This window comes from Tychonema sp. LEGE 06208 (genome assembly GCF_015207505.1).
In the GTDB taxonomy this organism is placed as follows: domain Bacteria; phylum Cyanobacteriota; class Cyanobacteriia; order Cyanobacteriales; family Microcoleaceae; genus Microcoleus.
Genome location: NZ_JADEWT010000096.1, coordinates 1 through 24,758, shown reverse-complemented (window position 1 = coordinate 24,758; position 24,758 = coordinate 1). Strand labels below are relative to the sequence as shown.

At 44.8% G+C, this 24,758-nt stretch carries 27 protein-coding genes; 11 read left to right on the top strand and 16 right to left on the bottom strand.

Features of this window, described 5'->3' with window-relative positions; genetic code table 11:
• Positions 1-156 precede the first annotated feature (156 nt).
• The 8 genes from IQ263_RS21595 to IQ263_RS21560 all read right to left on the bottom strand — a co-directional run bounded on the left by IQ263_RS21595 (position 157) and on the right by IQ263_RS21560 (position 5,333).
• The gene (locus IQ263_RS21595; RefSeq protein WP_194070154.1) at positions 157-471 is read right to left on the bottom strand and encodes a DUF433 domain-containing protein; all 315 of its coding nucleotides are present in this window, start codon (positions 469-471) and stop codon (positions 157-159) included.
• 14 nt (positions 472-485) lie between these two features.
• Positions 486-809, bottom strand: coding sequence for a hypothetical protein (locus tag IQ263_RS28805; RefSeq protein ID WP_228050246.1), 324 nt, complete (start codon positions 807-809; stop codon positions 486-488).
• Positions 810-987: 178 nt separating this feature from the next.
• On the bottom strand, positions 988-1,584 hold the full coding sequence (locus tag IQ263_RS21585) for an SMI1/KNR4 family protein (RefSeq protein WP_194070153.1): 597 nt from the start codon (positions 1,582-1,584) through the stop codon (positions 988-990).
• 88 nt (positions 1,585-1,672) lie between these two features.
• Positions 1,673-2,143: an NAD(+)--rifampin ADP-ribosyltransferase gene (gene arr / locus IQ263_RS29985; protein ID WP_370589122.1), complete on the bottom strand. Its 471-nt coding sequence runs from the start codon at positions 2,141-2,143 to the stop codon at positions 1,673-1,675.
• A 406-nt stretch (positions 2,144-2,549) separates the two neighbouring features.
• Positions 2,550-2,750, bottom strand: a complete 201-nt coding sequence (locus IQ263_RS21575; protein WP_194010516.1) for a DUF433 domain-containing protein — start codon at positions 2,748-2,750, stop codon at positions 2,550-2,552.
• A gap of 100 nt (positions 2,751-2,850) precedes the next feature.
• Positions 2,851-3,090, bottom strand: a complete 240-nt coding sequence (locus IQ263_RS21570) for a hypothetical protein (protein WP_194070151.1) — start codon at positions 3,088-3,090, stop codon at positions 2,851-2,853.
• 175 nt (positions 3,091-3,265) lie between these two features.
• Positions 3,266-4,243 (bottom strand): heme o synthase, encoded by a 978-nt coding sequence (locus tag IQ263_RS21565; RefSeq protein WP_194070150.1) that lies wholly within the window; start codon positions 4,241-4,243, stop codon positions 3,266-3,268.
• Positions 4,244-4,418: 175 nt separating this feature from the next.
• Positions 4,419-5,333, bottom strand: a complete 915-nt coding sequence (locus IQ263_RS21560) for a COX15/CtaA family protein (protein WP_194070148.1) — start codon at positions 5,331-5,333, stop codon at positions 4,419-4,421.
• Positions 5,334-5,789: 456 nt separating this feature from the next.
• Here IQ263_RS21560 and IQ263_RS21555 point away from each other — a divergent pair, with 456 nt between their 5' ends.
• Together IQ263_RS21555 and IQ263_RS21550 are read left to right on the top strand one after the other, a co-directional pair.
• Complete coding sequence (locus IQ263_RS21555; RefSeq protein WP_194070146.1) at positions 5,790-7,223, top strand: ABC transporter substrate-binding protein; 1,434 nt, start codon at positions 5,790-5,792, stop codon at positions 7,221-7,223.
• A 239-nt stretch (positions 7,224-7,462) separates the two neighbouring features.
• Positions 7,463-7,567, top strand: a complete 105-nt coding sequence (locus IQ263_RS21550; RefSeq protein WP_194070144.1) for an element excision factor XisH family protein — start codon at positions 7,463-7,465, stop codon at positions 7,565-7,567.
• Positions 7,568-7,744: 177 nt separating this feature from the next.
• Here IQ263_RS21550 and IQ263_RS21545 read toward each other — a convergent pair whose 3' ends face one another.
• Positions 7,745-8,128 carry a hypothetical protein gene (locus tag IQ263_RS21545; RefSeq protein WP_194070142.1) on the bottom strand — a complete coding sequence of 128 codons (384 nt, stop codon included), beginning with the start codon at positions 8,126-8,128 and terminating at the stop codon, positions 7,745-7,747.
• Positions 8,129-8,220: 92 nt separating this feature from the next.
• Entirely contained in the window at positions 8,221-10,719 is a 2,499-nt protein-coding gene (locus IQ263_RS21540; protein ID WP_194070140.1) for a glycosyltransferase family 2 protein, read from the bottom strand.
• Between the two features lie 401 nt (positions 10,720-11,120).
• Here IQ263_RS21540 and IQ263_RS21535 point away from each other — a divergent pair, with 401 nt between their 5' ends.
• Positions 11,121-11,402 (top strand): transposase, encoded by a 282-nt coding sequence (locus IQ263_RS21535; protein ID WP_194070138.1) that lies wholly within the window; start codon positions 11,121-11,123, stop codon positions 11,400-11,402.
• Positions 11,403-11,573: 171 nt separating this feature from the next.
• On the opposite strand, the gene IQ263_RS21530 is transcribed toward IQ263_RS21535, so the two are convergent.
• Together IQ263_RS21530 and IQ263_RS21525 are read right to left on the bottom strand one after the other, a co-directional pair.
• Positions 11,574-12,311, bottom strand: a complete 738-nt coding sequence (locus tag IQ263_RS21530) for a class I SAM-dependent methyltransferase (RefSeq protein ID WP_194010509.1) — start codon at positions 12,309-12,311, stop codon at positions 11,574-11,576.
• Positions 12,312-12,318: 7 nt separating this feature from the next.
• The gene (locus IQ263_RS21525; RefSeq protein ID WP_194070129.1) at positions 12,319-12,516 is read right to left on the bottom strand and encodes a hypothetical protein; all 198 of its coding nucleotides are present in this window, start codon (positions 12,514-12,516) and stop codon (positions 12,319-12,321) included.
• 585 nt (positions 12,517-13,101) lie between these two features.
• On the opposite strand from IQ263_RS21525, the gene IQ263_RS21520 reads away from it, so the two are divergent.
• The 3 genes from IQ263_RS21520 (at position 13,102) to IQ263_RS21510 (ending at position 16,694) form a co-directional block, all read left to right on the top strand.
• Entirely contained in the window at positions 13,102-15,648 is a 2,547-nt protein-coding gene (locus tag IQ263_RS21520; protein ID WP_194070127.1) for a mannose-1-phosphate guanyltransferase, read from the top strand.
• Positions 15,641-15,805 (top strand): hypothetical protein, encoded by a 165-nt coding sequence (locus IQ263_RS21515; protein ID WP_194070125.1) that lies wholly within the window; start codon positions 15,641-15,643, stop codon positions 15,803-15,805. The genes IQ263_RS21520 and IQ263_RS21515 overlap by 8 nt, the downstream gene beginning before the upstream one ends.
• Before the next feature lie 334 nt (positions 15,806-16,139).
• Positions 16,140-16,694, top strand: coding sequence for a single-stranded DNA-binding protein (locus tag IQ263_RS21510; protein WP_194070123.1), 555 nt, complete (start codon positions 16,140-16,142; stop codon positions 16,692-16,694).
• On the opposite strand, the gene lipB is transcribed toward IQ263_RS21510, so the two are convergent.
• Positions 16,691-17,452 (bottom strand): lipoyl(octanoyl) transferase LipB, encoded by a 762-nt coding sequence (gene lipB, locus IQ263_RS21505; protein WP_194070121.1) that lies wholly within the window; start codon positions 17,450-17,452, stop codon positions 16,691-16,693. The two genes, IQ263_RS21510 and lipB, sit on opposite strands and share 4 nt — an antisense overlap.
• 150 nt (positions 17,453-17,602) lie before the next feature.
• Here lipB and hpf point away from each other — a divergent pair, with 150 nt between their 5' ends.
• The 3 genes from hpf to IQ263_RS21490 all read left to right on the top strand — a co-directional run bounded on the left by hpf (position 17,603) and on the right by IQ263_RS21490 (position 19,370).
• Entirely contained in the window at positions 17,603-18,226 is a 624-nt protein-coding gene (gene hpf / locus IQ263_RS21500; RefSeq protein WP_194070119.1) for a ribosome hibernation-promoting factor, HPF/YfiA family, read from the top strand.
• A 410-nt stretch (positions 18,227-18,636) separates the two neighbouring features.
• Positions 18,637-19,122, top strand: a complete 486-nt coding sequence (locus IQ263_RS21495) for a PDDEXK family nuclease (RefSeq protein WP_194070117.1) — start codon at positions 18,637-18,639, stop codon at positions 19,120-19,122.
• Between the two features lie 47 nt (positions 19,123-19,169).
• Positions 19,170-19,370 carry a hypothetical protein gene (locus IQ263_RS21490; RefSeq protein ID WP_194070115.1) on the top strand — a complete coding sequence of 67 codons (201 nt, stop codon included), beginning with the start codon at positions 19,170-19,172 and terminating at the stop codon, positions 19,368-19,370.
• 136 nt (positions 19,371-19,506) lie between these two features.
• On the opposite strand, the gene IQ263_RS21485 is transcribed toward IQ263_RS21490, so the two are convergent.
• The 3 genes from IQ263_RS21485 to IQ263_RS21475 all read right to left on the bottom strand — a co-directional run bounded on the left by IQ263_RS21485 (position 19,507) and on the right by IQ263_RS21475 (position 22,517).
• Positions 19,507-20,346: a Tab2/Atab2 family RNA-binding protein gene (locus IQ263_RS21485; protein WP_194070113.1), complete on the bottom strand. Its 840-nt coding sequence runs from the start codon at positions 20,344-20,346 to the stop codon at positions 19,507-19,509.
• 186 nt (positions 20,347-20,532) lie between these two features.
• Positions 20,533-21,738, bottom strand: coding sequence for an adenylate/guanylate cyclase domain-containing protein (locus IQ263_RS21480; RefSeq protein ID WP_194070111.1), 1,206 nt, complete (start codon positions 21,736-21,738; stop codon positions 20,533-20,535).
• Positions 21,739-21,974: 236 nt separating this feature from the next.
• Entirely contained in the window at positions 21,975-22,517 is a 543-nt protein-coding gene (locus IQ263_RS21475; protein WP_194070109.1) for a carboxymuconolactone decarboxylase family protein, read from the bottom strand.
• A 228-nt stretch (positions 22,518-22,745) separates the two neighbouring features.
• On the opposite strand from IQ263_RS21475, the gene IQ263_RS21470 reads away from it, so the two are divergent.
• Both IQ263_RS21470 and IQ263_RS21465 read left to right on the top strand, forming a co-directional pair.
• Positions 22,746-22,913: a hypothetical protein gene (locus IQ263_RS21470; RefSeq protein WP_194070107.1), complete on the top strand. Its 168-nt coding sequence runs from the start codon at positions 22,746-22,748 to the stop codon at positions 22,911-22,913.
• Between the two features lie 188 nt (positions 22,914-23,101).
• Positions 23,102-24,406 carry a valine--pyruvate transaminase gene (locus IQ263_RS21465; RefSeq protein ID WP_194070105.1) on the top strand — a complete coding sequence of 435 codons (1,305 nt, stop codon included), beginning with the start codon at positions 23,102-23,104 and terminating at the stop codon, positions 24,404-24,406.
• Positions 24,407-24,758: the final 352 nt, after the last annotated feature.

Below are 24,758 nucleotides of genomic sequence, written 5' to 3'. Positions count from 1 at the left end.
GGATTTGACAATTTTTGATTGTCATCAAAATATACAATGTTTATTTGCACAACAGCTTACCTTTAGCAGATTCATAAATAAATCCTGCCTTTAATAATAGGCTTTTCAATTCCCTGATTTTTCTGGGCATCTCCTACTTACCATTCCTCTCTATTTCTATTTTGCAGCCTTAGCTGCCATCAGTTTGTTGTACAAAGCCGGATCGCTGGTTTGTAGAGGTTGAGGCATGGCATCAAATGCAGCTTCTTCTGCGGCTAGGTAAGCATCGATTTCAGCGCGGTTGGCTAGATAAAAGGCGATCGCCCCATAAACCTGTTCCAGTGTCAGTAGTGGGAAAGACTGAACAATACTTTCTGGCGATAGTTCTTGACAGAAAGCATAGGCGATCGAGTCAAGAGAAATCCGAGTTCCTTCAACCCAATAGGCATCATTCCGATACTCTATGTAAGTTTTAACTGCTACAACTGGCATAATTTTTTTTGATTCTAACTACTTATTATTGTAGGCGGATTCGATCGAGTTCGTCTGGAGTAAAATTGCGATTGACGAAGAAATAAGACAGCGATCGCCGATCGATTGACAAAACCTCCGCTTCTGTGTTTTACTGCCCGCGTCCTGGTTTGCAATCTACGAAACCTAATGCTTCTGTGCCCTTGAAAACTGGCGATCGCCATTTCGATTGTCGCTGCGATCGGATATTCAATTTTCGCAGCACGCGCGATCGAAGCCTCTTGAATTCGTTCTGGCAAACGTCCCAAAATAACTTCGGCATCAGCAGGAGAAAGTCGTTCTTGAAGTTTGGCTTGCATGGCATTCACCTTTGGGTTGGAATTTGATAGATACATTCAAGCCACTACCCAACTCAGATTTAGCGGTCTAACGGTGCCCATCACCCGCCGCAGATAACCTTTGCATCACAACCGATCGACTCTTGGCGGTCGGTGTGCATGGGCGTTGTTAGCTGGCTTTTGGATAAACTGGTTCCACTCATAAATTATCTAGATCATCTCTTGAGACTAATCCCCATTCTTCGTCATATACAATAGTTCCTTCCTCAACTCCGTTTACCAATTGCTCAAACCACGATCGGAAGCTTGGTGCTTCTACCTCTCGACTTCCAGAATCATGAATAAACTCTATCACTTGTCCTTGTGTACCATTTTCACCGGGATCGAGGTCAAGACACGATCCATCTCCACCTCCATTAGATGTAATTGGAATCCATTTCGGTATCCACCAAAAATTCTTGACCAAATTATCTAGTCGATCTCCTTCAGATTCATTAATCCAATCTTCATCATAAACACCTTTTAATATTGTCCATTCAGCACGGACTGTAGTGAAAGAAGAATCACTTATGATGCCCAAAGAAAGCAGGGTTCCCGAACCTGTCAAACTAGGGGATTCTTGATTTTGTCCATTATGAATCATACAAGAAGCAATATAGTCGTCAGGGAGCTTGATATTCAAAATATTTTGAATCGCTTCAATTTCTTCTAATGAAGCGCCAGGGTTAAGTGTTTGAATGGCATCGGGAATATTTTGTTCCAGCCAATTTTCAAAACGATGCCACAAATCATTCATATAAATAATTTAAGAAATCTACAATTTTTATCACTGTCCATAATGAGCTTGATTTCAATCGCTGGGCAGGATATGGGCATCTCAGAAATTAATTAATAATTTCTCCTTTATTATTGGCTAACTTTTCACGCCATTTTTGGAGTTCATCAGGTGTTTGTCTCACCCAATCTGTTACTTCGCCAACGATTTTTAATGGTGCTTGGGAGCGATATGAGCGTGTCGGATTGCCCGGAAATTTTTTGTCTGTAACATTCGGGTCATTTTCAAACCCCCCTGTCGGTTCAACGATATAAACACGTTCACGTTTATCGCCTTTTGCTAATGCAGCAGCTAGTCCCGCCCCATTAACAAGGGCTGTGAAATAAATATGATTCATTTTGAGTTCAAGTTTGTAATTAGAACTGCCCCCTGCTGTCAGCAAATCGCCAACCTGCAAATCTGCTTTCGTCCCATGATAAAAAGGGCCTTTGTCAGAAGGTTTATCCTTAAACGAAGTTGCTAATTCATAATTCTTTCTTGCATTGTCAGGGTCGCTTAAGTCCTCATAGCATTTGGCAATGTTTGAATATAGAGAAGGGAAAGCACTCTTAACACTGTCGTTATTTATTTTTAATGCAAATTGCAAAGCCGTTTCGAGCCATTTTAATTTTTCGGAGACATTTTTTTGATATCGAGCTACATAATGGGCTGAAATAAATTTCTCAAAGTCGTATGTTGCTTCGTTCCAGGCTTGAATAAACAGTTTACTTGCTTCTTCTGGCTGGCCTTTTTCTTCCATGCCCATACCTTGAAGACAGAGTTTAACAACATTGTTATTCGGGTTGAATTCCATGATTATTTTATCTCGTAATTGTTGTAATTTCGATTTGGCTGCTTGTCCTTAGTCCGTTGAAGTGCATCGCAACTACCGCTAACTTATGTTGGCATTAGTTAAAATTGTTTGAAACCTTTCCCTCTAGCTTACCTCATTTATCGATCGCCGCAAAAGCAAACACTGCTTGGATAGATTCAGGATTAAGCGTTGGGTAGTTTTCTAGAACTTGTTGCTGCGTCCAACCTTCTGAAAACAACCCTAGAACAAACTCTACTGATATTCGTGTTCCCTTAATTACAGGCTTGCCAAGCAGAATTTTAGGATCTGAGTGAATGTGTGCTTTCCAGTTCATAACCAGTTCACCTCTATGGGATTTTCATCTATTATGAGTATAGTTAAGATTTTAAAATTAACTGTCACTGGCTTTAAAGGTTCATCAAGGATGGTGTAAGTCATGCCGATTTATTTGCCCGCCCGGTCATGTATCGATCGAAAGTTGTGTAGTCTCCAGCTTTGTAGTCAGCACGGGCAGCTTCAATTTCGGCAATGTCTTCTGGAGAATCTTCCTCATTCGCAAATAACTCAGCTTCCAAAAATTCCCCTATCTTGTATCTTTTAGCAATTTCCAGCGACGAAATAGCTTCCAGCAATGATTGGAATGAGATGTCTATTTTCACGGTATTCTCAGCCATCAGAACTTTATTCCACTTTTTCTTTTACACTTTTACTCACTCTTTTTTTAACCGCAGATTCATGCAGATTAACGCAGATTAACGCAGATGGGATAATGACTATTGCCACTATTTTACCATAAACAAAACCCGCAAGGTGCGGGCTTTATTTTAAGAACTTCAATTTAACAGAAGACTACATCACAACTGTACTAATCAAAGTTTGCACATTTTGCACAACAGCAGCAGTAAAATTGTGAGTCGCGGGCAAACTGTCAACCACTATTCCCGCACACAATAGCATCAGGTACAGAATAGAGTATTTAAAGAGCGATCGCGCAACGTTCTTATCCTCTGGAGTCTGCAACAGCAACCAAGCCTTTTGAGCAAAAATAGCACCGAGGAAAATCGCAGTACCCGCATACACCGGGCCCGCTAAATTCAGCGGATAGACTAGCAGCAAAGTTGTAGGAAGCATCAATAAAGTGTAAATCCAAATTTGGCGGGCTGTCTCTTCGTCGCCTTCAATTACTGGCAACATCGGTACCCCTACTCCCTCGTATTCATCGCGAATCATCATTGCTAGCGCCCAAAAATGCGGCGGTGTCCACAGGAATATAATCCCAAATAGCAGCCACGCACCCCAACTCAAATCTCCTGTCACCGCAGCCCACCCAACTAAGGGAGGAATCGCCCCTGCAGCACCGCCAATGACGATGTTTTGCACGCTGTGGCGCTTCAGCCAGTGGGTGTAAATTAAGACGTAGAAAACTATGCCGGACATTGCTAACAAAGCTGCTAATAAGTTGGCGACAACTGTTAGCAATGTAAAGGATATTGTCGCTAGGACGATCGCAAATATCAAAGCATCCCGCTTCTTGACACGCCCCGAAGGAATCGGCCGCCACCGGGTGCGCTCCATGATATAGTCGATGTCGCTGTCGTAGATGCAATTAATCGTATTCGCCGACGCGGAAGCCAAAGCGCCTCCGGTAATAGTTGATACCAGCAATAGCGGATCTACTTCTCCCTTCGCAGCCATCCACATTCCTGCTGATGTGGTAATTAACAGCAGCAATATAATTCTCGGTTTTGTTAGTTGGTAGTAACTTTTCGCGACTTGCCCAAGGTTTTCGTGGAGGCGGGGGCTATTGTTTGTAAGAACTTCTTGCATTGGTGATTAATTGTTAGTTGTTAGTTGTCAGTTGTCATTGGTTCCTAGGGGCGGGTTTTACGCGAGATATTTGCTGTAGGTAAAAGCATTAATAAACCCACCCATCTTAGTCTGTGCAGGCGGACTTTGTTTGACAAGGAGCGGTTTCAACCGCCGATTAATCAACCCGCCCATTTCAAGCTGATAAAACCCGATCGCGCCACGCTAAAATGCTAAAAGCTACCAAGGTTCCCAGCAAGGCTGCGCCGACTGCTTGGTGGGCGACTGTCAGCGGTTCTACTTGAAGGTGCAGCCGGAAAGTTGCCAATCCCAAAACTAATTGAGCAATCAGACAAACACTCGCCCAATTTCCTAATTTTCGCAAGTTTGAATTCAGTGCTGGTTGTCGCCAAGCCATGACTGTTACTGCTAAAGTTGCTGCAGTAGCGGGTACGATGCCGGCGATGTGGCTGTTCATTACCGAACACAATTCTGACGAACCCAAACATTGATGTAGCGCCCATCTGGAGCCGACTAACGCTCCTAGCAGGCTTTGCAGGTAAACTAACAGTGCCGCGATCGAACTTACCCATGCTAATTTGCCTGTATTGCCTGTAGCTTCGTAGGGTGTCAGCATAAAACCGATCGCCAGCAGGCTGCAAAAAAACAGTAAAGCGGTTCCCAAATGAGCGGTAACGATGTCAAATCTGAGCAGTTGTGTTACAGTCAAGCCGCCCAATACGCCTTGAAAAACTATTAAAAATACTGCCCCAGCACTGGCAAACGGCACCCATGAAGGCAGGTGGCTGCGGTAGAACACGGAGAGTCCTAAAAGGGCGATCGCGCTTAAGCCAATTGCCACTGCGTCCAATCGGTGAAACCACTCTAGAAATACCTGCAAATTCATCTGTGCTGCGGGTATTAATTGACCGTAGCACAGCGGCCAGTCCGGGCAAGCGAGCCCCGCATTCATCACCCGCGTAGCGCTGCCTACAGCCATCAACAGCCAGGTTGCGATCGCAATTTTCCACACTAGGCCGCGGATAATATCTTTTGGCTGCCACTGCACTCCTACTGCTGCGTTTGGCTCCTTTAAAATTGAATTTGCCATGAAATTTACCTTAGCCTTTGTTATCGATCGAGCTTAATTAAATATTGAGGTTTTGCTTGGGCCCAGCTTAGCCGAGCTTAACACTCTTTTTCTCTGACCAACCGTCATTTTTACTACCTTAGCGACTCTTTTATCCAATTAGTTTGTCTTTAGATATTTTTCAACTTTCCTGTTTATATTACAAAAGATTGCAGGATTTTTGCTAAACTTCAAAAAACTTTAATCTTTTACCTCCCTCCTCGATCGCTGACAACTCTCCCGCTGCCTGAGTTTCGCCGAAAAATAAAGATATAATTAAGAAAAACACAAGATGAAATAATTGTGATAGAACCAGTTGAAAAGTGTTTGCCAAAGACTAAACAGCATAAAAAAATTATAAAATATCAGTTGTATCCCGCTTTCTGCCTTCTTGCCGAGCGTTTGAATCTCAAGCCTAAAATATAACACTGTGCAGCCATGTCCCAAAAAAACGAAACCGCTGTTTTAGCATTATCGCTCCTAATTACGATCGGGCTAGCCGGCACAGGTATTTGGTGGCTGACAAGCCGCGGCGGCATCAATCTCGGAGGTTCATCATCCCAAAATCCGACAGTTTCTAAGTCCCAGACGGGCAATTCCCCGCAGTCAGAGCAAGCAATTGGGCAGCGTCTGAGTGCCGGACAAAAACTGTTGATTTCCGATCGAGCAACCACAACCAAACAAGCAGCAATACAGGCTTACGCATCTGGAAACTATAACGCAGCTATTTCCGATTTACAAGCTTCGCTCAAAACCAATCGCAACGATCCCGAAGCACTAATTTACCTCAACAACGCCCGCATCGGCGATCGAAAATCCTACACAATTGCCGCAGCGGTTCCCATTGGTACGGATATCAATGCCGCTCTAGAAATTCTGCGGGGTGTCGCTCAAGCTCAAAATGAAATCAACCAAAGCGGCGGCATTAACGGTACTCCATTAAAAGTGCTAATTGCTAACGACGACAACAACCCAGAAATTGCTTCGCAAATTGCCAGCGCTTTGGCAAATAACTCGGAAATTTTAGGAGTAATCGGACATTTTGGTTCCGACACCACCCTAGCAGCCAGCAAGATTTACCAGCAAAATCAATTAGTAGCAATTTCTCCGACAAGTACGTCAGTCCAGCTTTCAGGAATTGGTAGCGATATATTTCGGACAGTACCGAGCGATAGGTTTGCAGCTAATGCTCTTTCCCGCTATATGCTGACCAAATTGCCAAAGCAAAAAGCGGTGATATTTTTTAATTCTGCCAGCAGTTACAGCAAATCTTTAAAAGATGAATTCACGACGGCAGTTTACGGAGATGGCGGACAAATAGTATCGGAATTTGACTTTGCTAAGGGCAATTTTAATGCTGCCGAGAGTGTTAAAAGCGCGATCGCCCAAGGAGCAGAAGCGATCGTATTAGCAGCCGATACAGCCACGCTAGACAAAGCTTTGCAAGTAGTGCAAGTAAACGCCCAACGCCTGCCATTACTAGCAGGAGACAGCGTTTATACTGCTAAAACACTGCAAGTCGGCGGCGCGGCAGCCACAGGTATGGTGCTGGCTGTTCCTTGGCATATTCTCGCAGATCCGCAGTCAAATTTTCCCGAAACATCCAAACAACTTTGGAATGCAGAAGTGAGTTGGCGCACGGCTTTAGCCTACGATGGGACAAAAGCATTAATTGTCGGTTTAGAGCGCGATCCGACTCGTACCGGGATTCAAAAAGCTTTATCAGCATCAGATTTTTCGGCAACAGGAGCATCGGGCCAGATTCGATTTTTACCTTCGGGCGATCGCAATCGAGCCGTTCAGTTAGTAATTGTTAAACCCGGAAATCGCAGCAGTTACGGTTACGATTTTGTGCCGCTACCCGCTTTGTAAACTATTTGCGATCGCGAAAGGTAGATTATAATATTCATTGGTAAGTTCTAGGGCTGGTCAAGCAGAAATGCTTACAAGAGTTATATCAATTCCGGCTGCACCGGAATGATATAGAGGACACGGCACTGCCGTGTCCCTACCACGATCGATTGTAGGGACACGGCACTGCCGTATCCTCCGTTTCTTTATATCATTCCGATGCTAACGGAATTGATATTATCCGCAACTAGAAAACTTGTATGGTAAAAGATCGGTTTCATGGTGTTGTTAAGACTGGTTTACAAAAGGAAGGTTGGCAGATTACGGCTGACCCCTATCAAATTAATGTTAGAGAAACCATTTGACATCTTTGAGTTTTTGGGTTGGGTGACGAGAAATATAAAGATCAACTGGTTTCTGAGATTTACGCGGGCGAAAAACCTGGTATTCTTGGAGTTTTTGGTTGGGTGACGAGAAATATAAAGATCAACTGGTTTATGAGATTTACGCTGTCTGAGACAAACCGGGTTTTTGACCTAATTTTAAAGAGAATTTACCACAATAATACCTTTACCGGGGCCTTCCTTAATTTCAACCCTAGATACTTGTCCACTACCGGCATAAAATGTTATTTCTGCTTTTGATCGAGATGGCATTGATTCCCAAACACCATCGTTTGAAAACTCCAGATTAGTTATGAACCCATCATCCCAGCGAATTGTAATTTTGTTGGAATTCTGCTTAATCGAACAGCCTATTGTTTCTGCTTGTGGTTGATTCTGTCCGTAAAAACTGCATTTAGAGCGATAATTCTCAGGATAGCTTTTGGTTTCGGCTTGAACACCGACACTCAAACCAGTGAAAGATGCTAGGAGCAAATTTCCCACCAAAACTGCTTTATAAAACAAAGATGAATTGAGTTTCATGGATTGGGTAATTTTGCTAAAAATAACTAACTTTATGTTACTACAATAATCAGACTGTGAGATGTAAATCACGATCTAACACTGAGATGTGGTTAAACTTGCGAAACCCCGATCGCCCTAACCGATCTGTTTCTCTCAAAAACAGCCCTCGGTTTCAAAGCAATTCTCAACAACAGCCACAGCGATCGCCATTCTCCGGGAGTTTCTTGCCGCTTCCACTGGCCGGGGCGACAGTACAGCATTTCGATCAAACAGCGGCGCTGACTAACACTCAGGCGATCGAAGGCAATTCGCACAGTCGGAAATTCCGCAAAAGTGCACCCAGCAGCATCCCGAAAACTCGACTCCAACTGAGATTTATCGCCAACCAACTCAATCTTAGCCACAGGAATAAAACATTTCTCTTCCATAATTTCCAGAGTCGCCGACTCGCAATCAATCAAAAATGCTCTCAAACTAGCCTCAGTGTCCAACTTTAAAACAGGCGGTGCCAGCCAATTTCTCGCTTTAACTGCTGTGGGAGCGATCGCTCTTATTTTACCCTGCGATAAACTTGTTTGAACGGCATAGTTGGGGAGCATTTCTGCTGCGGCAAAACTCTCATTACCTTCTTTACCTTTCACCGCAAAACTCGGTCGCTTTGTCAGAGCAACTTCAGCGCCACTTTCCGAAATTACAGTAGTTATTCCCCACAAAGTTTCACCGCCCACATTCAATTGTACAACCCTCCGTAAATTGAACCATTCATAAATATCCGGCTTAGGAATATCCACCAAAATCAGCAGCGCTATCCCCAGCATCAACAGGTTATAAACGCTCCAAATCCAGCCCAAACTCACACCTTTTAACAAATCAGCAGTCTCGGATACTGTCTGTACGCTGCTCCAGTTTCTAACTAAATTAATGTTTAAATTGTGCCACAAACTGAATGCTGTTGCGGCGAACAAAACAATCAAAGGCCATCCCAAATTCCAGTTAAAATTAAAGCGATCGCTCGCTATTCCCTTCGGTGTCACCTTAAACCCTTTATCAAAGGGCTTGACCATGGCACTCACCACCGTTACTGCTAAAGGAATACACTGAACAAACGAGTATACATCCGAAAGCAAAGCCGATCGCGATCTGCGGTTCAGCCAAGAAAAAACCGTAACTTGCACCAAATAGTAAGGTAGGAAAAAGTACAGCAATTCCCGCGCATTTGTCCGCAAAGGAATTATGCCCAAAAACGAATAGGCTAAAGGCATCAACAGAAACAAAACCCTGGTTAAACTGGTAAACCAGTGCAGCAATCCTTCCAAATGAGACAGCCTTTGTACGAATCTGAGTCCGCGAATTGTTAAAGGATTGGAATTAATAAAAAATGCCTGAAGCGTACCTCGCGCCCAGCGCACCCTTTGGGTTAGATGAGCCTCTATATTTTCGGCCGCCAAACCAGCGCTTAATTTTTCATCTAAATAAACTAAGCGATAGCCGGTTGCTGAGAGCCGAATTCCGGTAAAGTAATCTTCGCAGACTGAATCGGTGACAAAGCCTCCCACCGCTTGTAGGGCGCTGCGTCTCACGACAAAAGATGTACCGCAACAAATCACGCTGTCGGCGCTGTCTTTGATTATTTCAATTTGTCTGTAAAATACTTCTTCTTCCGGGGCCAGCACATTTTCTAAACCTAAGTTGCGGGCGATGGGATCGTGGTTGTAAAAGCTTTGCGGTGTTTGAACGAGGGCGATTTCGGGATTCTGAAAAAAGCCTACTGTTCTGGTTAAAAAGTTTTTAGTGGGGATAAAGTCGGCATCGAAAACAACAATTAATTCTCCATCTGTTAGGGATGTGGCGTGATTGATGTTTCCCGCTTTGGCGTGCAGATTATCGGGTCTGGTTATATACTCGCATCCCATTTTTTTTGCCAGCAATTTGATTTCGGGGCGCTTGGTATCGTCGAGTAAATATACTTTTTTGTTGGGATAATCTAAAGCTTGACAGCCGATGACTGTGCGCCGCAAAATAAAAATTGGTTCGTTGTAAGTTGGAATCAAAATATCGACTGTTGGGGCAAATTTTCCCTCTGTAACTGCAACGGCCATGCGATCGGCTTCTCGGCACCTATCTTTGACTCCGAGCATTAAATACAGTTGAATGCTGCTGGTGAAAACCATTAACATTTCTAGGAAAAACAGCCCCAAACTAAATATACCGTTGAGGGGGTCGCTTAAATTTAGGGTGGCTAGCGATCGCCACAAAACGTAGCGAATTGTTAAAGCCAAAACTATTGCAACTACCACAGCCCGCGATCGTTTCTGCGGTTGAGGCGAAATTTTCATTGCAGCTAAAGCGGCCGAGACGAGCACGACAGTAGGCACTAACAAATACATCTTGCTCGCAGCGGGTACTTGCAGCCACACAGGCGGGTTTTGCTGCCAAGTATCCATTGTGGCAAAAATGCCGCTGACCGTGCCTTCACGGGCAAACCAGGCTCCGGCGATCGCGCCTGCGAAAGCAACCGCCCCCAAAACGACTAGGGTTGCCGCTGGCATTCGCGAAATCCCCCAAAAGCGGTGTTTCAAGTCTTGAAGGTCAAATCTTGAAGTTGTCATAAAATGTGAAATTCCCGATCGTGCCTGCAAAAGTCAGGGTTTTCTGCTGTCCACTTCCTAATCCCGTGGAAAATACTGACACCCCACTTAACTATAATTTACATTTTTTAACATTTTGACAAAAAAAATGGTAATTCACTGGCCCGCTGGTGGCAAACTGCTCGGCAAGCCCAATCCTGGCCCAGTATAGCAACAGATCCTTTAGATTGTGGGCGATCGAATAACTAGAATAAAATTCCTTTGTAAACGAGGAATTGGATAAAATCCGAATCCAAAGCAAGCTCAAAGGCAAAGGTAGCAGATTTATTGTTCTGAGGAATGGTGTAGATTTAAAAGAAGAGGAGCGGATTAAATCGGCTACAGTTTTAAGTCAATTTAAGCGGATTAAGCTTGTCTAGAAATTGAAAGAAGCATTAAGAGATATTTTTGAAAGTCATCATAGTGTGGAAAAAGGGGGGAAATCACTGCTTGAATGGATTAAAAAAGCACAACCGATTTACAGTGATACCCTAACCATGCTTCGCAATCATATCGATGGAATTTGTAACTATTTCTTGAACCGAACAATGAGTGGTGTTAGGTCAGAAATCAACAATCATCTCAAAGTGATTAAGCGTCAAGCCTATGGATTTGTTAATTTTGAAAATTTTCTATCTCGACTGTTAGTCTGCTTTTCTAATTAATTTTTCCGATCGCCACAAACCAGAATAACCTGAATCTTTACAAGTTAGCTATGGCAGAAATTGAAACCTGGAGCGATCGCCTCCCCAATCTTCCAAAAGGGTTTGTGGAGATTTTCTCTAAACCTCCATAGCTGTTGGGTGATTTTTGAAGATTGGGGAGTTTCTTACATCTCAATTGTATTGAATTTTGTACATTTGAAATAAGTCGCCGCTTTGCTTTTTTACGACTTTAGCGCCCGCAGCTTTTATCAGTTTTTCCCAGTCTTCTATTGTCTCTAAAAATACTTCCCCTGCTCGATAAGTTTCCAAAATTGCCCAGTCTTCTGCTAGAGGTGCATTGGGGTTGAGAACATCAAATACAAAGTGACCGCCCGGTTTTAAAACTCGCTTGACTTCTCCCATGACAATATTCCAATAGTCTATGGGATAGTAACAGCTAAAGCCTGTAGCAAGGCATAAATCGAACTGATTCTCTTCGTAATTCAACTTGTGGGCGGGGGCCCATTCTACGCCTTTGAACAGCTTAGAATTGAGCTGGGGGCCGCGAGCGTTTAATGCGTCTCGCGCGGCGCTGCTGATTTCTTGACCGTAAAAATATGCTTCCCACTCCCGCCAAGGGTAGATGAGAAAGCTGACTCCGCAGCCAATGTCTAGACAGCGCTGGTTTTTTTGAGGTTTGGCAATTTTCCAGAAGGGAGATACTGTTTTTGCTTGGAGGGTTCCGGCGACTGATTCTAGGAAAATTGGCATTGCTTCGACTTCTTCGGGTAGGGCGAATGCTTCTCCTTGATATTCGCGATCGAACCGAGTGGCTACTTGCGACAGTAAAACTTGCCAGCTATCTGATTTTCCTTTGGCAAACCAAGTCTGCTCTTGACCTGCAACTGGGTGCTCCGACTTTTTAGACATTCTTGGATTACCTTCTAGAGCCTTTGAGTGCTTTTGTAAAGTTTTGACGGTAAGGCTTATTAAAAATTAACGCGGGCCACAGCAGGGACAGTTTCATGCGGTTTGCAAAATTTCTGTCGAAGTTAGTGCGATCGAAACCGCTCCAAAATTTCCAAATACCGCCGCCGTAAGCGACTAGCAACACCAATCCAATTAACGGTTCCATGAAATAACCCCCTAAGCGACTGATTGGATTTTGAGTTAGCGAGGCAAGGCTCTACTCTTAATCTATCATTTATCGGACGGCTTGGCGCAGGGATACCCGTAGCAATTCCACCTTCAGCTAGATACTTCAAAATCGCTGATGGTGGGAAGCTTAAAAATGTAGCAGAAGTCATTAGTCATTAGTCATCAGTCAGCAGTCATCAGTCATCAGTCAGCAGTGCTGTATCCTCGATCGAGCGCTGCGATCGATCATCAGTCATCAGGAAGAAGGAAGAAGCAATATTCAGTAAGGGTTTGAGCAATTGAGAACGTCCTAAAGGTCGGGCACGGTTGCTATAACAGCCAGGAAAGAGCTTTCAGGGTGCAAGCAAGAAGCGACTTTTGCTAAAAGTCGAGGTGGCAAATCCTGATTCGGTTGAAATTCGGTTGCTGTTGGGGGACGACTTCGCTTTTTGGGACTTCGCAGGCGTGCAACTACTTAAAGATAATTAACTAAGAATTGATAGCGGTGCCCCACAGGTTACAGCAGGCAAACTTTTTCTAGCGGACAATGACGGTAGATAGCTTTCAAAGCAAGGAGGATTTTATGCGTGCAGTGCTGATGGCTGGGGGGTCGGGAACGAGGCTCAGACCCCTGACGTGCGATTTGCCTAAACCGATGGTGCCGATTCTGAATCGCCCGATCGCAGAACACATTATCAATTTGCTAAAAAGGCATCACATTACGGAAGTTATTGCTACCCTGCACTACCTTCCTGATGTGATGCGCGAATATTTTACTGATGGGGCAGAGTTTGGCGTTCAAATGACTTACGCTGTGGAGGAAGACCAACCGCTGGGTACGGCTGGTTGCGTCAAAAATATTGCTGAATTGCTCGATCGCACTTTTCTGGTGATTAGCGGCGACAGCATCACAGACTTCGACTTGACAGAAGCGATCGAATTTCACCACCGCAAGCAATCCAAAGCCACGTTAATTTTAACTCGCGTTCCCAACCCGATGGAATTCGGGGTGGTGATTACGGAGGAAAATTACCGCATCAGCCGCTTTCTGGAAAAGCCCTCTAGCAGCGAAATTTTCTCCGATACCGTCAATACGGGTATCTACATTTTAGAGCCCGAAGTCTTGGACTACCTACCGGCAAATCAGGAGTGCGACTTCTCGAAAGACTTGTTTCCGCTGCTGCTGGAAAAAAACGAGCCGATGTACGGTTACGTGGCCGAGGGTTACTGGTGCGATGTCGGACAGCTTGATGTTTACCGCGAAGCTCAATACGACGCGCTGCGAGGAAAAGTCAAGCTGGATTTGAGTTACTACAACGAAGTTCGACCGGGGCTTTGGGTAGGTCAAAATACTTTTATTGACGATAGCGCGATCGTCGAAGTACCGGCGATGATCGGTAATAATTGCCGGATTGCAGCCCGAGTTAAAATCGATGCGGGTACAGTAATCGGAGATAACGTGACAGTAGGGGCCGACGCTAACCTCAAACGTCCGATCGTCTGGAACGGAGCAATTATCGGCGAAGACGCTCACATCACGGCCTGCGTGATTTGCCGCAGTACCCGGATAGACAGGCGCGCCCACATCCTCGAAGGTGCTGTGGTCGGTTCAATGTCGATCGTGGGAGAAGAAGCACAAATCGGCCCTTCCGTGCGCGTCTGGCCGAGCAAAAATATTGAATCCGGCGCTTTGTTAAATCAAAATTTAATTTGGGGAGAACAAGCTAAGCGAAATTTATTCGGTCAGCGCGGCGTTCAAGGACTGGCCAATGTGGATATTACCCCGGAATTTGCGGTGAAATTGGGTGCGGCTTACGGCTCGACTTTGAAACCGGGGACTTCGGTATCGGTTTCTCGCGATCAGCGCAGTATTTCGCGGATGGTTTCGAGGTCTTTGATTGCGGGTTTGATGTCGGTGGGAATTAATGTGGTCAATTTGGAATCGACGGCTATTCCGATCGCCCGCACGGTTACATCTACGATCTCAATTGCCGGTGGGATTCATGTTCGCATTTCGCCCGATCGCTCCGACCACATTTTAATTGAATTCTTTGATATCAAAGGCATCAATATTACTAAAGGAGCTGAGAAAAAAATTGAGGGTGCTTATTTTAAGGAAGATTTACGCAGAGCTCTAATTCCCGAAATTGGAGAGATGTCGTACTTTAACCAAGCTCTCGAAATTTACAACCGAATGTTTGAGCGGCAGATGAATGTTGAAGCAATACGCTACAGCAATTCTAAGGTGGTAATCGATTATGTTTACGCGGTTTCGGGAGCAGTTCTACCGCAAATGCTCGCCAAGTTCGGCTGCGATGCGGTGGTGCTCAATGCGAGTCTCAAGCAGACTTCTCTGAGCAATGGGGAACGGGAATATTTGCTCGACCAACTCGGCCGAGTGGTGAAAGCACTCAGCGCTAATTTGGGGGTGCAGGTGTCGGCCAATGGCGAACAGCTCATTTTGGTAGATGAGTCTGGGATAGCGATTCGTGGGGAAATGCTGACGGCGCTGATGGTAAATTTGATGCTGACTGCTAATCCGAAAGGTACAGTAGTAGTGCCGGTGAATGCGTCTTCGGCGGTGGAGGCGATCGCCCGCCGCTATCAAAGCAAGGTAATCCGCACTAAGGCGAACCCAACTGCTTTGATGGAAGCCGCTAACAGGAACCCGAATGTAGTTTTGGGCGGCAGCGGCAGTATGGGTTTTATTTTCCCGCAGTTGCATCCGGGGTTTGACGGAATGTTCTGCATTGCTAAAGTGATAGAAATGATGACGATTCAGGAGCGATCGCTCGGACAGATCAAAGCCGAACTTCCCCGCGTCACCCACCGCAGTTACAGCGTCCGCTGTCCTTGGACTGTCAAAGGTTCCCTGATGCGGCATTTAGTAGAAACTCATGCGCCCGATCGTTTAGAATTAGTAGATGGAGTGAAGATTTTTAACTACAGCGACGACAATTGGGTATTAGTTTTGCCCGATGCTAGCGAACCCACAGTCCATATCTTCGCGAACAGCGAAGACCGAGATTGGGTATCGGAAACTTTAAAGGAGTACCGCGCCTTCGTTCACGATTTTGTCACTCAAACCGAGGCTGCGGTTCTCCAAGATACCTTTGGTACTAATGAATAATTGGGAATTGGGAATTGGGAATTGGGAATTGGGAATTGGGAATTGGGAATTGGGAATTGGGAATTGGGAATTGGGAATTGGGAATTGGGCATTGGGAATTGGGCATTGGGAATTGGGCATTGGGAATTGGGAGTTGGGAATTGGGAATTGGGAATAGCTAATAGCTAATAGCGCAGAAAAATTAATAGACAAGATTGTCGCACTCACAAACTATTCAGAAATGTCTCTGCGTTTATCTGCGTTAAAAAGTTGTTTTCCTCTCTCATCAAAGATTTATGCAATTGTTAGTCTAACCATCCTGAATTCGCAAGTGCGATCGCCAATTTCTAATCAACAAATGCCAACGATATTTTGTCCGCTCGATTGAGCGCAATAATATTCGTCGTCGTCGTTCGTAGTGCGAACCGTTTTTGTTATAATAATGTACAGTACGCGATCCGATCCAATTTCCAATTTCCAATTCTCAATTCCCAATTACGCAAAGATAACAGATGAATAGCTGCATTTTAATGGCGGAAATAACTCAACAACCGCAACTCCGTTATACTCCAGACAATCAAGTTCCAATCGCTGAGATGCTGGTGCAGTTTCCCGGCCCAAAACCTGAAGATCCGCCCGAACGTTTGAAGGTGATAGGATGGGGTAATTTGGCTCAAGAAATTCACGATAAATATCACGAGGGCGATCAGGTGATTATTGAAGGTCGGCTGGGTATGAATACGATCGAAATAGATGGTATTAAAGAAAAGCGCGCTGAACTGACAGCCCAAAGGATTTACAGTGTCGGCGCCGATGCGATGAGTGCTGCACCAGCAGCTAGAACTGCCCCGGAACCGACTCAAATTCGCGACACACCCCCGGCTAATGTGCCGAGCAATGTGGTTCCCATGAGTTCCCGAGGTCGCAGTTCTAGCAGCCCTCAAAGCCCTGCTAACCGCCCGTCTAGCTCGGACTGGAACTCGCATCAGTCTTCTTCTGAGTCCGATCGCCAGTCGGGTTCGTCTAACGAAGCTGATAATCCCGATTACGATCCGATTCCGTTTTAATCACAGCCGTAGGGTGCGTCACTTTCGGGTTGTTCGAGACTCCGCCGGAATGTTGAGAGTGACGCACCATCTATCTTTGACTCCGACGATCGCACAATTTCCATTCCAAAAACGCGAGCAAACTGTGTCATAACGATCGATCGCACTCGATCGACCTCAATTCCCGGTATAAATTGATCTAAACTGCCAACCGGTCGATCGGGAATCCCGCAAGGTACGATTTGCCCAAAACCTGTTAGATCCGGGCAAACATTTAAAGCAAAACCGTGCATCGTAATCCAGCGGCTGACTTTAATCCCGATCGCCCCCACCTTGGTACCATCCACCCAAACGCCAGTCATACCCCCAACCCGCGAACCCTTCAGCCCGCAAACTGCCAACACTCCCAGCAGCACTTCCTCCAACTGGCGCAAATACCAGTGCAAATCCTGCTGGTGACGGCGCAAATTTAAAATTGGATAGCCCACCAACTGGCCCGGACAATGGTAAGTCACCTCACCGCCCCGCTCAACTCGGTGCAATTCCGGCTGACTGCGATCGGGGTCAAATTTCAGAAATTCCAACTTCGATCCCAGCCCCAAAGTGTAAACCGGGGGATGTTCCAGCAAAATCAGCACATCAGGCAAATCAGGATTTTCCCGGCGCTCTTGCACCAGTTTTTGCTGGATTTCCCAAGCTTGAGAGTAAGGTACTTGTCCCCAATCGAAGAGCAAGCAGGGTTGTACATTTAGGTTTTGAGGGATAATAGGGGAAAGCATGAAAAAAATCAATAGTGTTTTTACGGAATATTGGTTCAGTTTAAATCAAGAATTGTCAACATATAAAAAAGATTTGAAAGAAAAGTGTTTTGTTTAATACATAATGCTATTGTATAAACTATACCCAAGTTACAGAAGGGAGGGAGCTCTATGAAGCTTGTTATCCAGGGTAAAAACATAGAAATCACCGATGCGATTCGCGAGTACGTCAACCAAAAGATTGAAAAGGCAGTTAGCCATTTTCAAACTTTGACTACAGAAGTCGATATTCATCTATCGGTGGCTCGTAACCCCAGGATCAATCCTAAGCAGACTGCTGAGGTGACAATTTATGCTAACGGTAGCGTGATTCGGGCTGAAGAAAGCACGGAAAGCCTTTATGCCAGCATCGATTTGGTTGCCGACAAGATCGCTCGTCAACTGCGGAAATTTAAGGAAAAACGCCACGACAACAAAATCCAGAGTAGTCCCAAAACAATTGCGGTAGTTGATGAACATCCTGTAGCAGCGGATTTGATTGGCGATCGAACTCCCGAACTTCCTGCCGAGGTAGTGCGGACTAAGTATTTTGCCATGCCTCCAATGACTGTACAAGATGCTTTGGAACAATTGCAGGTTATCGATCACGATTTCTATATGTTCCGCAATGCGGAAACAGGCGAAATTAACGTGCTCTACGAACGCAAGACTCACGGTGGCTATGGAGTTATCCAACCGCGCAACGGCAACGGTAATAGCAAAAATAGCAAAACAGCCGAAAGCGCTGCACATTAAAAATCTAGTGTTGGGAAAAGCTAGATAATTTCTAATTGTTAATGGCTGCAAGTCGTTAGCAAAAAAGGACTAAAGTCCTCACTACGAACGAAAGGTTTGTAGTAAGGACTTTAGTTTTTTCTTGGTTTGGATTTTTAGGGAGCATCTCAGTTTGGCAAAAAGCCTTTTTTTATTATAAGTAATCGCACAGAATTAATTACATACAGCTTCTTTACGGAGGAAGGCTTGTAGCCAAATTTTTGTGTAATTCATTGTGTTCCACTATTTAGTGCGAGCGTCCTCGCTCGCGTATTGTACAAACTCGCTATTCGGGGACGCTCGCACGCTCAAATGGCACACTGAGATGCTCCCGATTTTTAGACAGTAAGGAAAAAGTGAAATCCTCACTACAAACAATAGGATGAACAATTATGCTATTGGAATTAAGACAACTGAAGATTCAACCGGGTCAGCAATTACTGGTAGAGGATGTGAACTGGCAACAATTGGAAAGTATTTTAGCGGAATTGGGAGAAAGTCGTGCTTCCCGAATTTCCTATAGTAACGGACTATTAGAAATTATGGTTCCCCTACCCGAACATGAAAAAGCCAAGGAAATAATTGGCGACATGGTAAAACTTTTATTGGAAGCACGACAAATAGCATTTGAGTCCTTGGGTTCGACAACGTTGAAAAACGAACGCATGAGTCAGGCTGTAGAACCGGATACCTATTTTTACATTCAAAATCAAGCAGCAGTTATCGGTAAAAATCGCCTGGATTTGACACTCTCAGCGGCTTCAGCCCGCTTGAGTGTCAAAGGATTAGCTGTAAGGAATGAAATATCTCAAATGGGTTCTATATTATTTATCAAGCAATGTGATTTAAATCACAAACTAACTTTACAAAATCTTTAAAAATAAAAGTACAGAGTTATGTTACCTATTTTCAGGGTATGAAGACCATGACAGTAAGTTCTGCTAGCCTCCCCAAAATCTCTGTGGAGGCGATCGCCCAGCGCGTCTTTGCCTTCCGCCAAATTACTCCCCTCGACAGACAACTGCTTCACTCAGCAGTCCTCAACGGGCTAGACAAAAAGGATCAATTTTACATTAACCGATTGTGTGAGGGCATCCAAAACGGATTGATTCTGGTTGTGGAATAACTGGGCTGCACTATCTCTGACTAGATTGAGAAGTTATTCTAAAATTTATGTTCGAGTCTGTATCTGCTGGAACTCAGTTCGGACAGTATTTTTTCTTTTGCGATCGATCGACATCAGAAATAATCATATTTAAATATTATCGATCGAACTTTAACAACCAAAAACCTGTATAAGTCATACCGCTGTCATCAGGCTGCACTAACAAAAAATGCAATCCTTTACTTAATTGCTGGCGCTGTTGGTAAATTTCTGCAGCCGCCTTCACTTCCCTATCTTCAAAAGTAGCCACAACCCACCTATCTGCCAATCCAGCTTCCAAAATCAATCCATCTGGAGCACCAGCAATATAATTCAAAGCAAAAGGTTTAACATCCTGAAGCCATTTAGCCAACCGCATCGACTGTCGCCCGCCGTCAATCACAACACCGGGCACCGGTACTGTGGAAGCTAAGCCCAAAGTCAGCGGTAGCAGCAATTCAGGCATTTCCAGTATTGGTATGGGACGTTCTTGAAAAGCTTCTACAATATCGCCTGCGGCTAGGGAAGCAAAACGCCAGCCATCACCCCAAAGGTTTTCGGGTAAAGGAACCGGCGGGGGAGTCTCAAGGGCGATCGGGCTGTAATTTTCGGCTGTATAATTAGGCATACTCGAATATTCTTCTGCCCGTTTTTGCAGCAGCAATTTCAAAGCTGCAGTGCGGCGAGTCGCTTCTACTTTGATACCCAAAACCTTGCCCGCAGCTTCGAGCAAACTGAGAGATTGAGGCCTAAATACTTGAATCAAATCCGGCAAATTCTGAATTTGAGCTTGCTGGTGCAACTGCGCCGCCAGCCAATTAGAATTAGCTTCCGACTGGCTGCAAAAAGCGCTAAATTTAAAAGTTTGTGCCCCGTCGCAAATTAATAATTCCCACAATGGTTTACCTGTTTCGTCTTGCAGGGGGCGGCGGTAAAAATCGGCTTGCCAAATACGCATGGGAGTTAAAAAATAAAATCTACAACTCAATAATTTTAATATAACCAGGGAACACTGCGTTTTTTTTAATAAAATCCTACAGGGTAATCTGCAGTAAGGGTAAAAAACTGGCTTCTTTGTCGGGAGTGCATCCGAGACTGTATAAAAAACCCGGTTTCTTCGATATTGATGCGATCGCGCAATGTATTATTTAAGATGGTTAACCAAATACATATCCATTTCGCCCTTATTTTTAGCAAGGATTTTCCCTCGATATTCACATTCACAAAAATCCTTAACTAATTCAAACGTTGCACTAGAAATATTGATTTTTCCAGGCACACCCGAAGATTCCATCCGAGATGCAGTATTAACTGTATCTCCCCAGACATCATAGGCAAACTTCTTATTCCCAATTACCCCAGCAAGTATTGGGCCTGAATGAATACCGATCCTGATATCCCAATAAGGAATGTTTTGTTGAGCTTTATGCACTTTTCGCAACTCCATAAATTGTTGAATTTCTAGAGCTCCGAGTACAGCATCAAAGGCGTGTGTTGCCCTTGGGACAGGAATTCCCGCCGCACACATATAGCTGTCGCCAATAGTTTTTAATTTTTCCAAACAATATTTATCCATCACGCGATCGAAATAAGAAAAACAATAGTCTAGTTCGTCAACTAAATCTCGCGGAGTCATCTTTTCGGCTAACTTAGTAAAGTCTTGAAAATCCGTAAATAAAACCGATACGCAATCATAATGAACGGGTTCCACTTTGCCGTTATTTTTGAGTTCCTCGGCAATTTCAACCGGGAGTACGTTCAACAGTAGCTGGTCGGATTTGTGCTTTTCGGCATCGAGTTCCAAATACAGATTATTCATCTCTTTAAAGCGTTCGGCATTGCGGATTGCTGAGGATAGTTGCAAAGCCAAAAGATAGCCAATTCGCAGGTCTTCTTGAGTGTAAGATCGCGGCTTGGTTGTGGCAAAATTAATTGTTCCTAAAACCTTACCTTCACTTTCCAAAGGAAGAATAATTTGTGAAGAGTAGGGCGACAAAATAGCAGTAGCACCCGCTTCTTGAATTAATTGAGGTTGACGTGTTTTGAAGGCTTTGTTAATTGGGCTGCTGTCTGGTAGGGCAGCAATCTCTATAGGGATATGCTTGCCAAATAAAGTCGTGCAACTGCTAGAGCTGTGCAGGCAAACGCTACAGTGTTCAAAGTCTAGCAGCCATTTGGCTTGCTTGCCTACTACCCGCAAAATCTGATTGAGATCGAGGGTGCGGTTAATGGCAGTGGCAATTTCGTTGACGGCTGCAATGCGGATAGAAAGCGCCTGAGTTTCTGCTAACAAACGGCGGGCAGTTAACAAAAGTTCTTCTCGGTCTTGCTCTTCTAGCCGTTCGCCCATAATAGGGGTATGAGATTATAGATCAATACGGTTTACTTAAGACGATCCAGGCGGTAAAAGATTATGAAAAATTAATCAATACTGCGATTGCTTCGGTCTTCGTTCCGGGAGCATCTGAAGTTTTGCAAAAAGCATTTTTTTTATTGAGCGTGCGAGCACCTCAAATGCAAAACTGAGATGCTCTCCCTTCGTTCCTCTTTTGGGAAAATCTTCAGTAAACCGTAGTGGATTATAGATTACAAAGCATCAATTTCTAGGGCAATTGCATCGGTATATCGATTGACAAAGCTAAACAAATCTGCTGTGGCAATAATCTCAAAGATTTCCGCATCATCTAGCCCTAAATCCCGCAGATTTTGGTAATGAGCTTCTGTCATTTCCAGGGGTTTTGTAGCCGCCAGCAAGCCAAAGCTAATGACAGCTTTATCCCGTTTTGGCAGAGGGCAGTTGGCAAAGTCAGAAACTAGGGTTCGCAGGACTTCTTCGCTCATCCCCAAGGCAGACAATCCGTGCAGGTGAACTTGGAGAGCGTACTGGCTGTTATTGAATTGGGAAATAGCGACACCGACCATTTCTTTAAGAGTTCTGGGTAAGTCTCCTTGCAGGATTGTTCCCCGGAATTTTTTCCAATTTGCTTCTAATAAGTCTGGGTTGATTGCCATTGACTTGAACAGGTTGGGGACGATACCAAACCCCAATTCTGTCAATATTTCGTCGTAGACTTCCTTGGCTTTAGGATCTGTAATTTCCTCGTATTCGATAAGTGGAAAGTGTGTCATGGTTTTATGGAAGTTTACGACTGTTAGGTGTGGTTGGGATTGCCGCAGTTGTTATGTAACGCCACCGCAAGGGTTACGTTACCAAATCTTTTGGCTTTAGTAGGATTGATGATAAAATGCACCGCTGTCAACAAACCGCGAATTTTGAAAATGAGCTAGCAACAAATCTAATTTTTGAGGCTCAATTAAATTTACTATTATAGCAATCATTGGAGCAAATAAAAATCTGTGGCGATCGCGCCTGAGACTAATATTAAACTGTCTCAAGAGCTAACGTCAAGCACCGGCAGTCGATCGCGCGTGTGGGGCGAAATTTCAGCAAAACTCTTGAATTGGATAGTACGGCCAGGTTCGCGAATTTTCCGGCAAAAAACACTAGGTTCGATCGCCCGATAAAACTCCACAAATTCGGGCTCATCTGATGCAGCAGGGCGCAGAAGGGAAAAAACAAAATGCTGTGCGATTTCGTTTATTTAATTGGCAGTTTGGGCGATCGACAACCCATAGCCCAGACAAGCTACGCTAATGCCTGCAACAAGAGTTATTATAATAAACTGTAAACTTTTATCTTTGTCGCTGCATTTATGAACCCTGCCCTTACTCAGTTTGGCGCTCAGATGTCCCACCTCACCGGCGTGCGGGCGATCATGAAAGATATTATTGAAACTCTCAGAGCCGGCAGCGGGCAGGAGTTTATCAATTTGAGCGCGGGAAATCCGGTGATTTTGCCCGAAGTCGAGAAATTGTGGCGCGATTGCACGGCCGAACTTCTGGCGAGCCCGGAATACGGCGAAGTGGTTTGCCGCTACGGTTCCAGTCAAGGCTATCAGCCGTTGATCGATGCTGTAGTGACGGATTTTAACCAGCGTTACGGACTGAATTTGACCGATCGCAATGTGCTCATTACTCCCGGAAGTCAATCAATTTACTTTTACGCAGCCAACGCTTTCGGCGGCTACACTGCACCGCGAACACAGATTGCCGATCCTAATTCGGAAATCCCAAATTTCAAATCGATCGTCCTACCGCTGAGCCCAGACTACACCGGTTACGGCGGCGTGAGCTTAATTCCCGAAGCGGTAATCGCTTGCAAACCCACCCTCGATATTGATGCAGCGGCGCACAGATTCAAATACCGGCCGGATTTCAGCCAACTGTCGATCGACCAAACCACCGGTTGCGTCATCTTTTCCCGTCCCTGCAACCCCACCGGCAACGTTCTCACCAACGACGAAGTTCAAAAAATAGCAGATTTAGCCGCTGTTTTCGACGTGCCGGTGTTCGTCGATTCCGCCTACGCCCCTCCTTTCCCCTCCTTGAATTTTACCGAAATGACACCGATTTTCGGCGGCAACATCGTGCATTGCATGAGTTTGTCAAAAGCGGGATTGCCGGGAGAAAGAATCGGAATTGCGATCGGCGATCGAAACATTATTCAAATATTAGAATCTTTTCAGACCAATATGTGCATTCATTCGCCGAGATACGGACAGGCGATCGCCACACGCGCCATTAATTCCGGCGCTCTTGCCGACATTTCCTTCAACGTAATTCGCCCGTACTATCAAAGCAAATTTGCGATCGTAGAAACCACCTTAGAACAATCGATGCCGAAGGATTTGCCGTGGTTCTTGCACCGAGGCGAAGGAGCAATTTTTGCGTGGTTGTGGCTAAAAGATTTGCCAATGACGGATTGGGAACTATACCAAAAATTGAAAGAAGTCGGCGTAATAGTGGTGCCAGGAAGTTCTTTCTTCCCCGGTTTGCGGGAAGATTGGCAGCACAAACACGAATGTTTGCGAATTAGTTTGACTGCGACAAATGATGAAATTGAGACTGCGATGAAACGATTGGCTCAACTCGTGGAAAAAGTTTATCGCGGCAAATAGGAATACGCTCGAACATATAGTTTCTCCGTTAGCGGAAACAAGCATATGAATATCGATGTTTTACTCCGGTAGATTTCGATTATAGGTTATATCGTGTCCGGTCGATCGACCGCACAGATCCGTTTTGATTATAGTAATCGACCCGACATGATATTAGACCTCTGGCACTAAATCGCCTTCAATTCCTTCAATTGTCTGCGTTATATCGTTTCCGGTAGCATCGTCAGGTGATTTAACCGGCGCTAGGGCGCAGAGAACACAGAGGAAGACAAGAGAGAGATGAATACAGAACTATGAAGCGCGGATTTGATCTGACTCGATTTTATAATTGGGATGCTACCGGATTTGATAT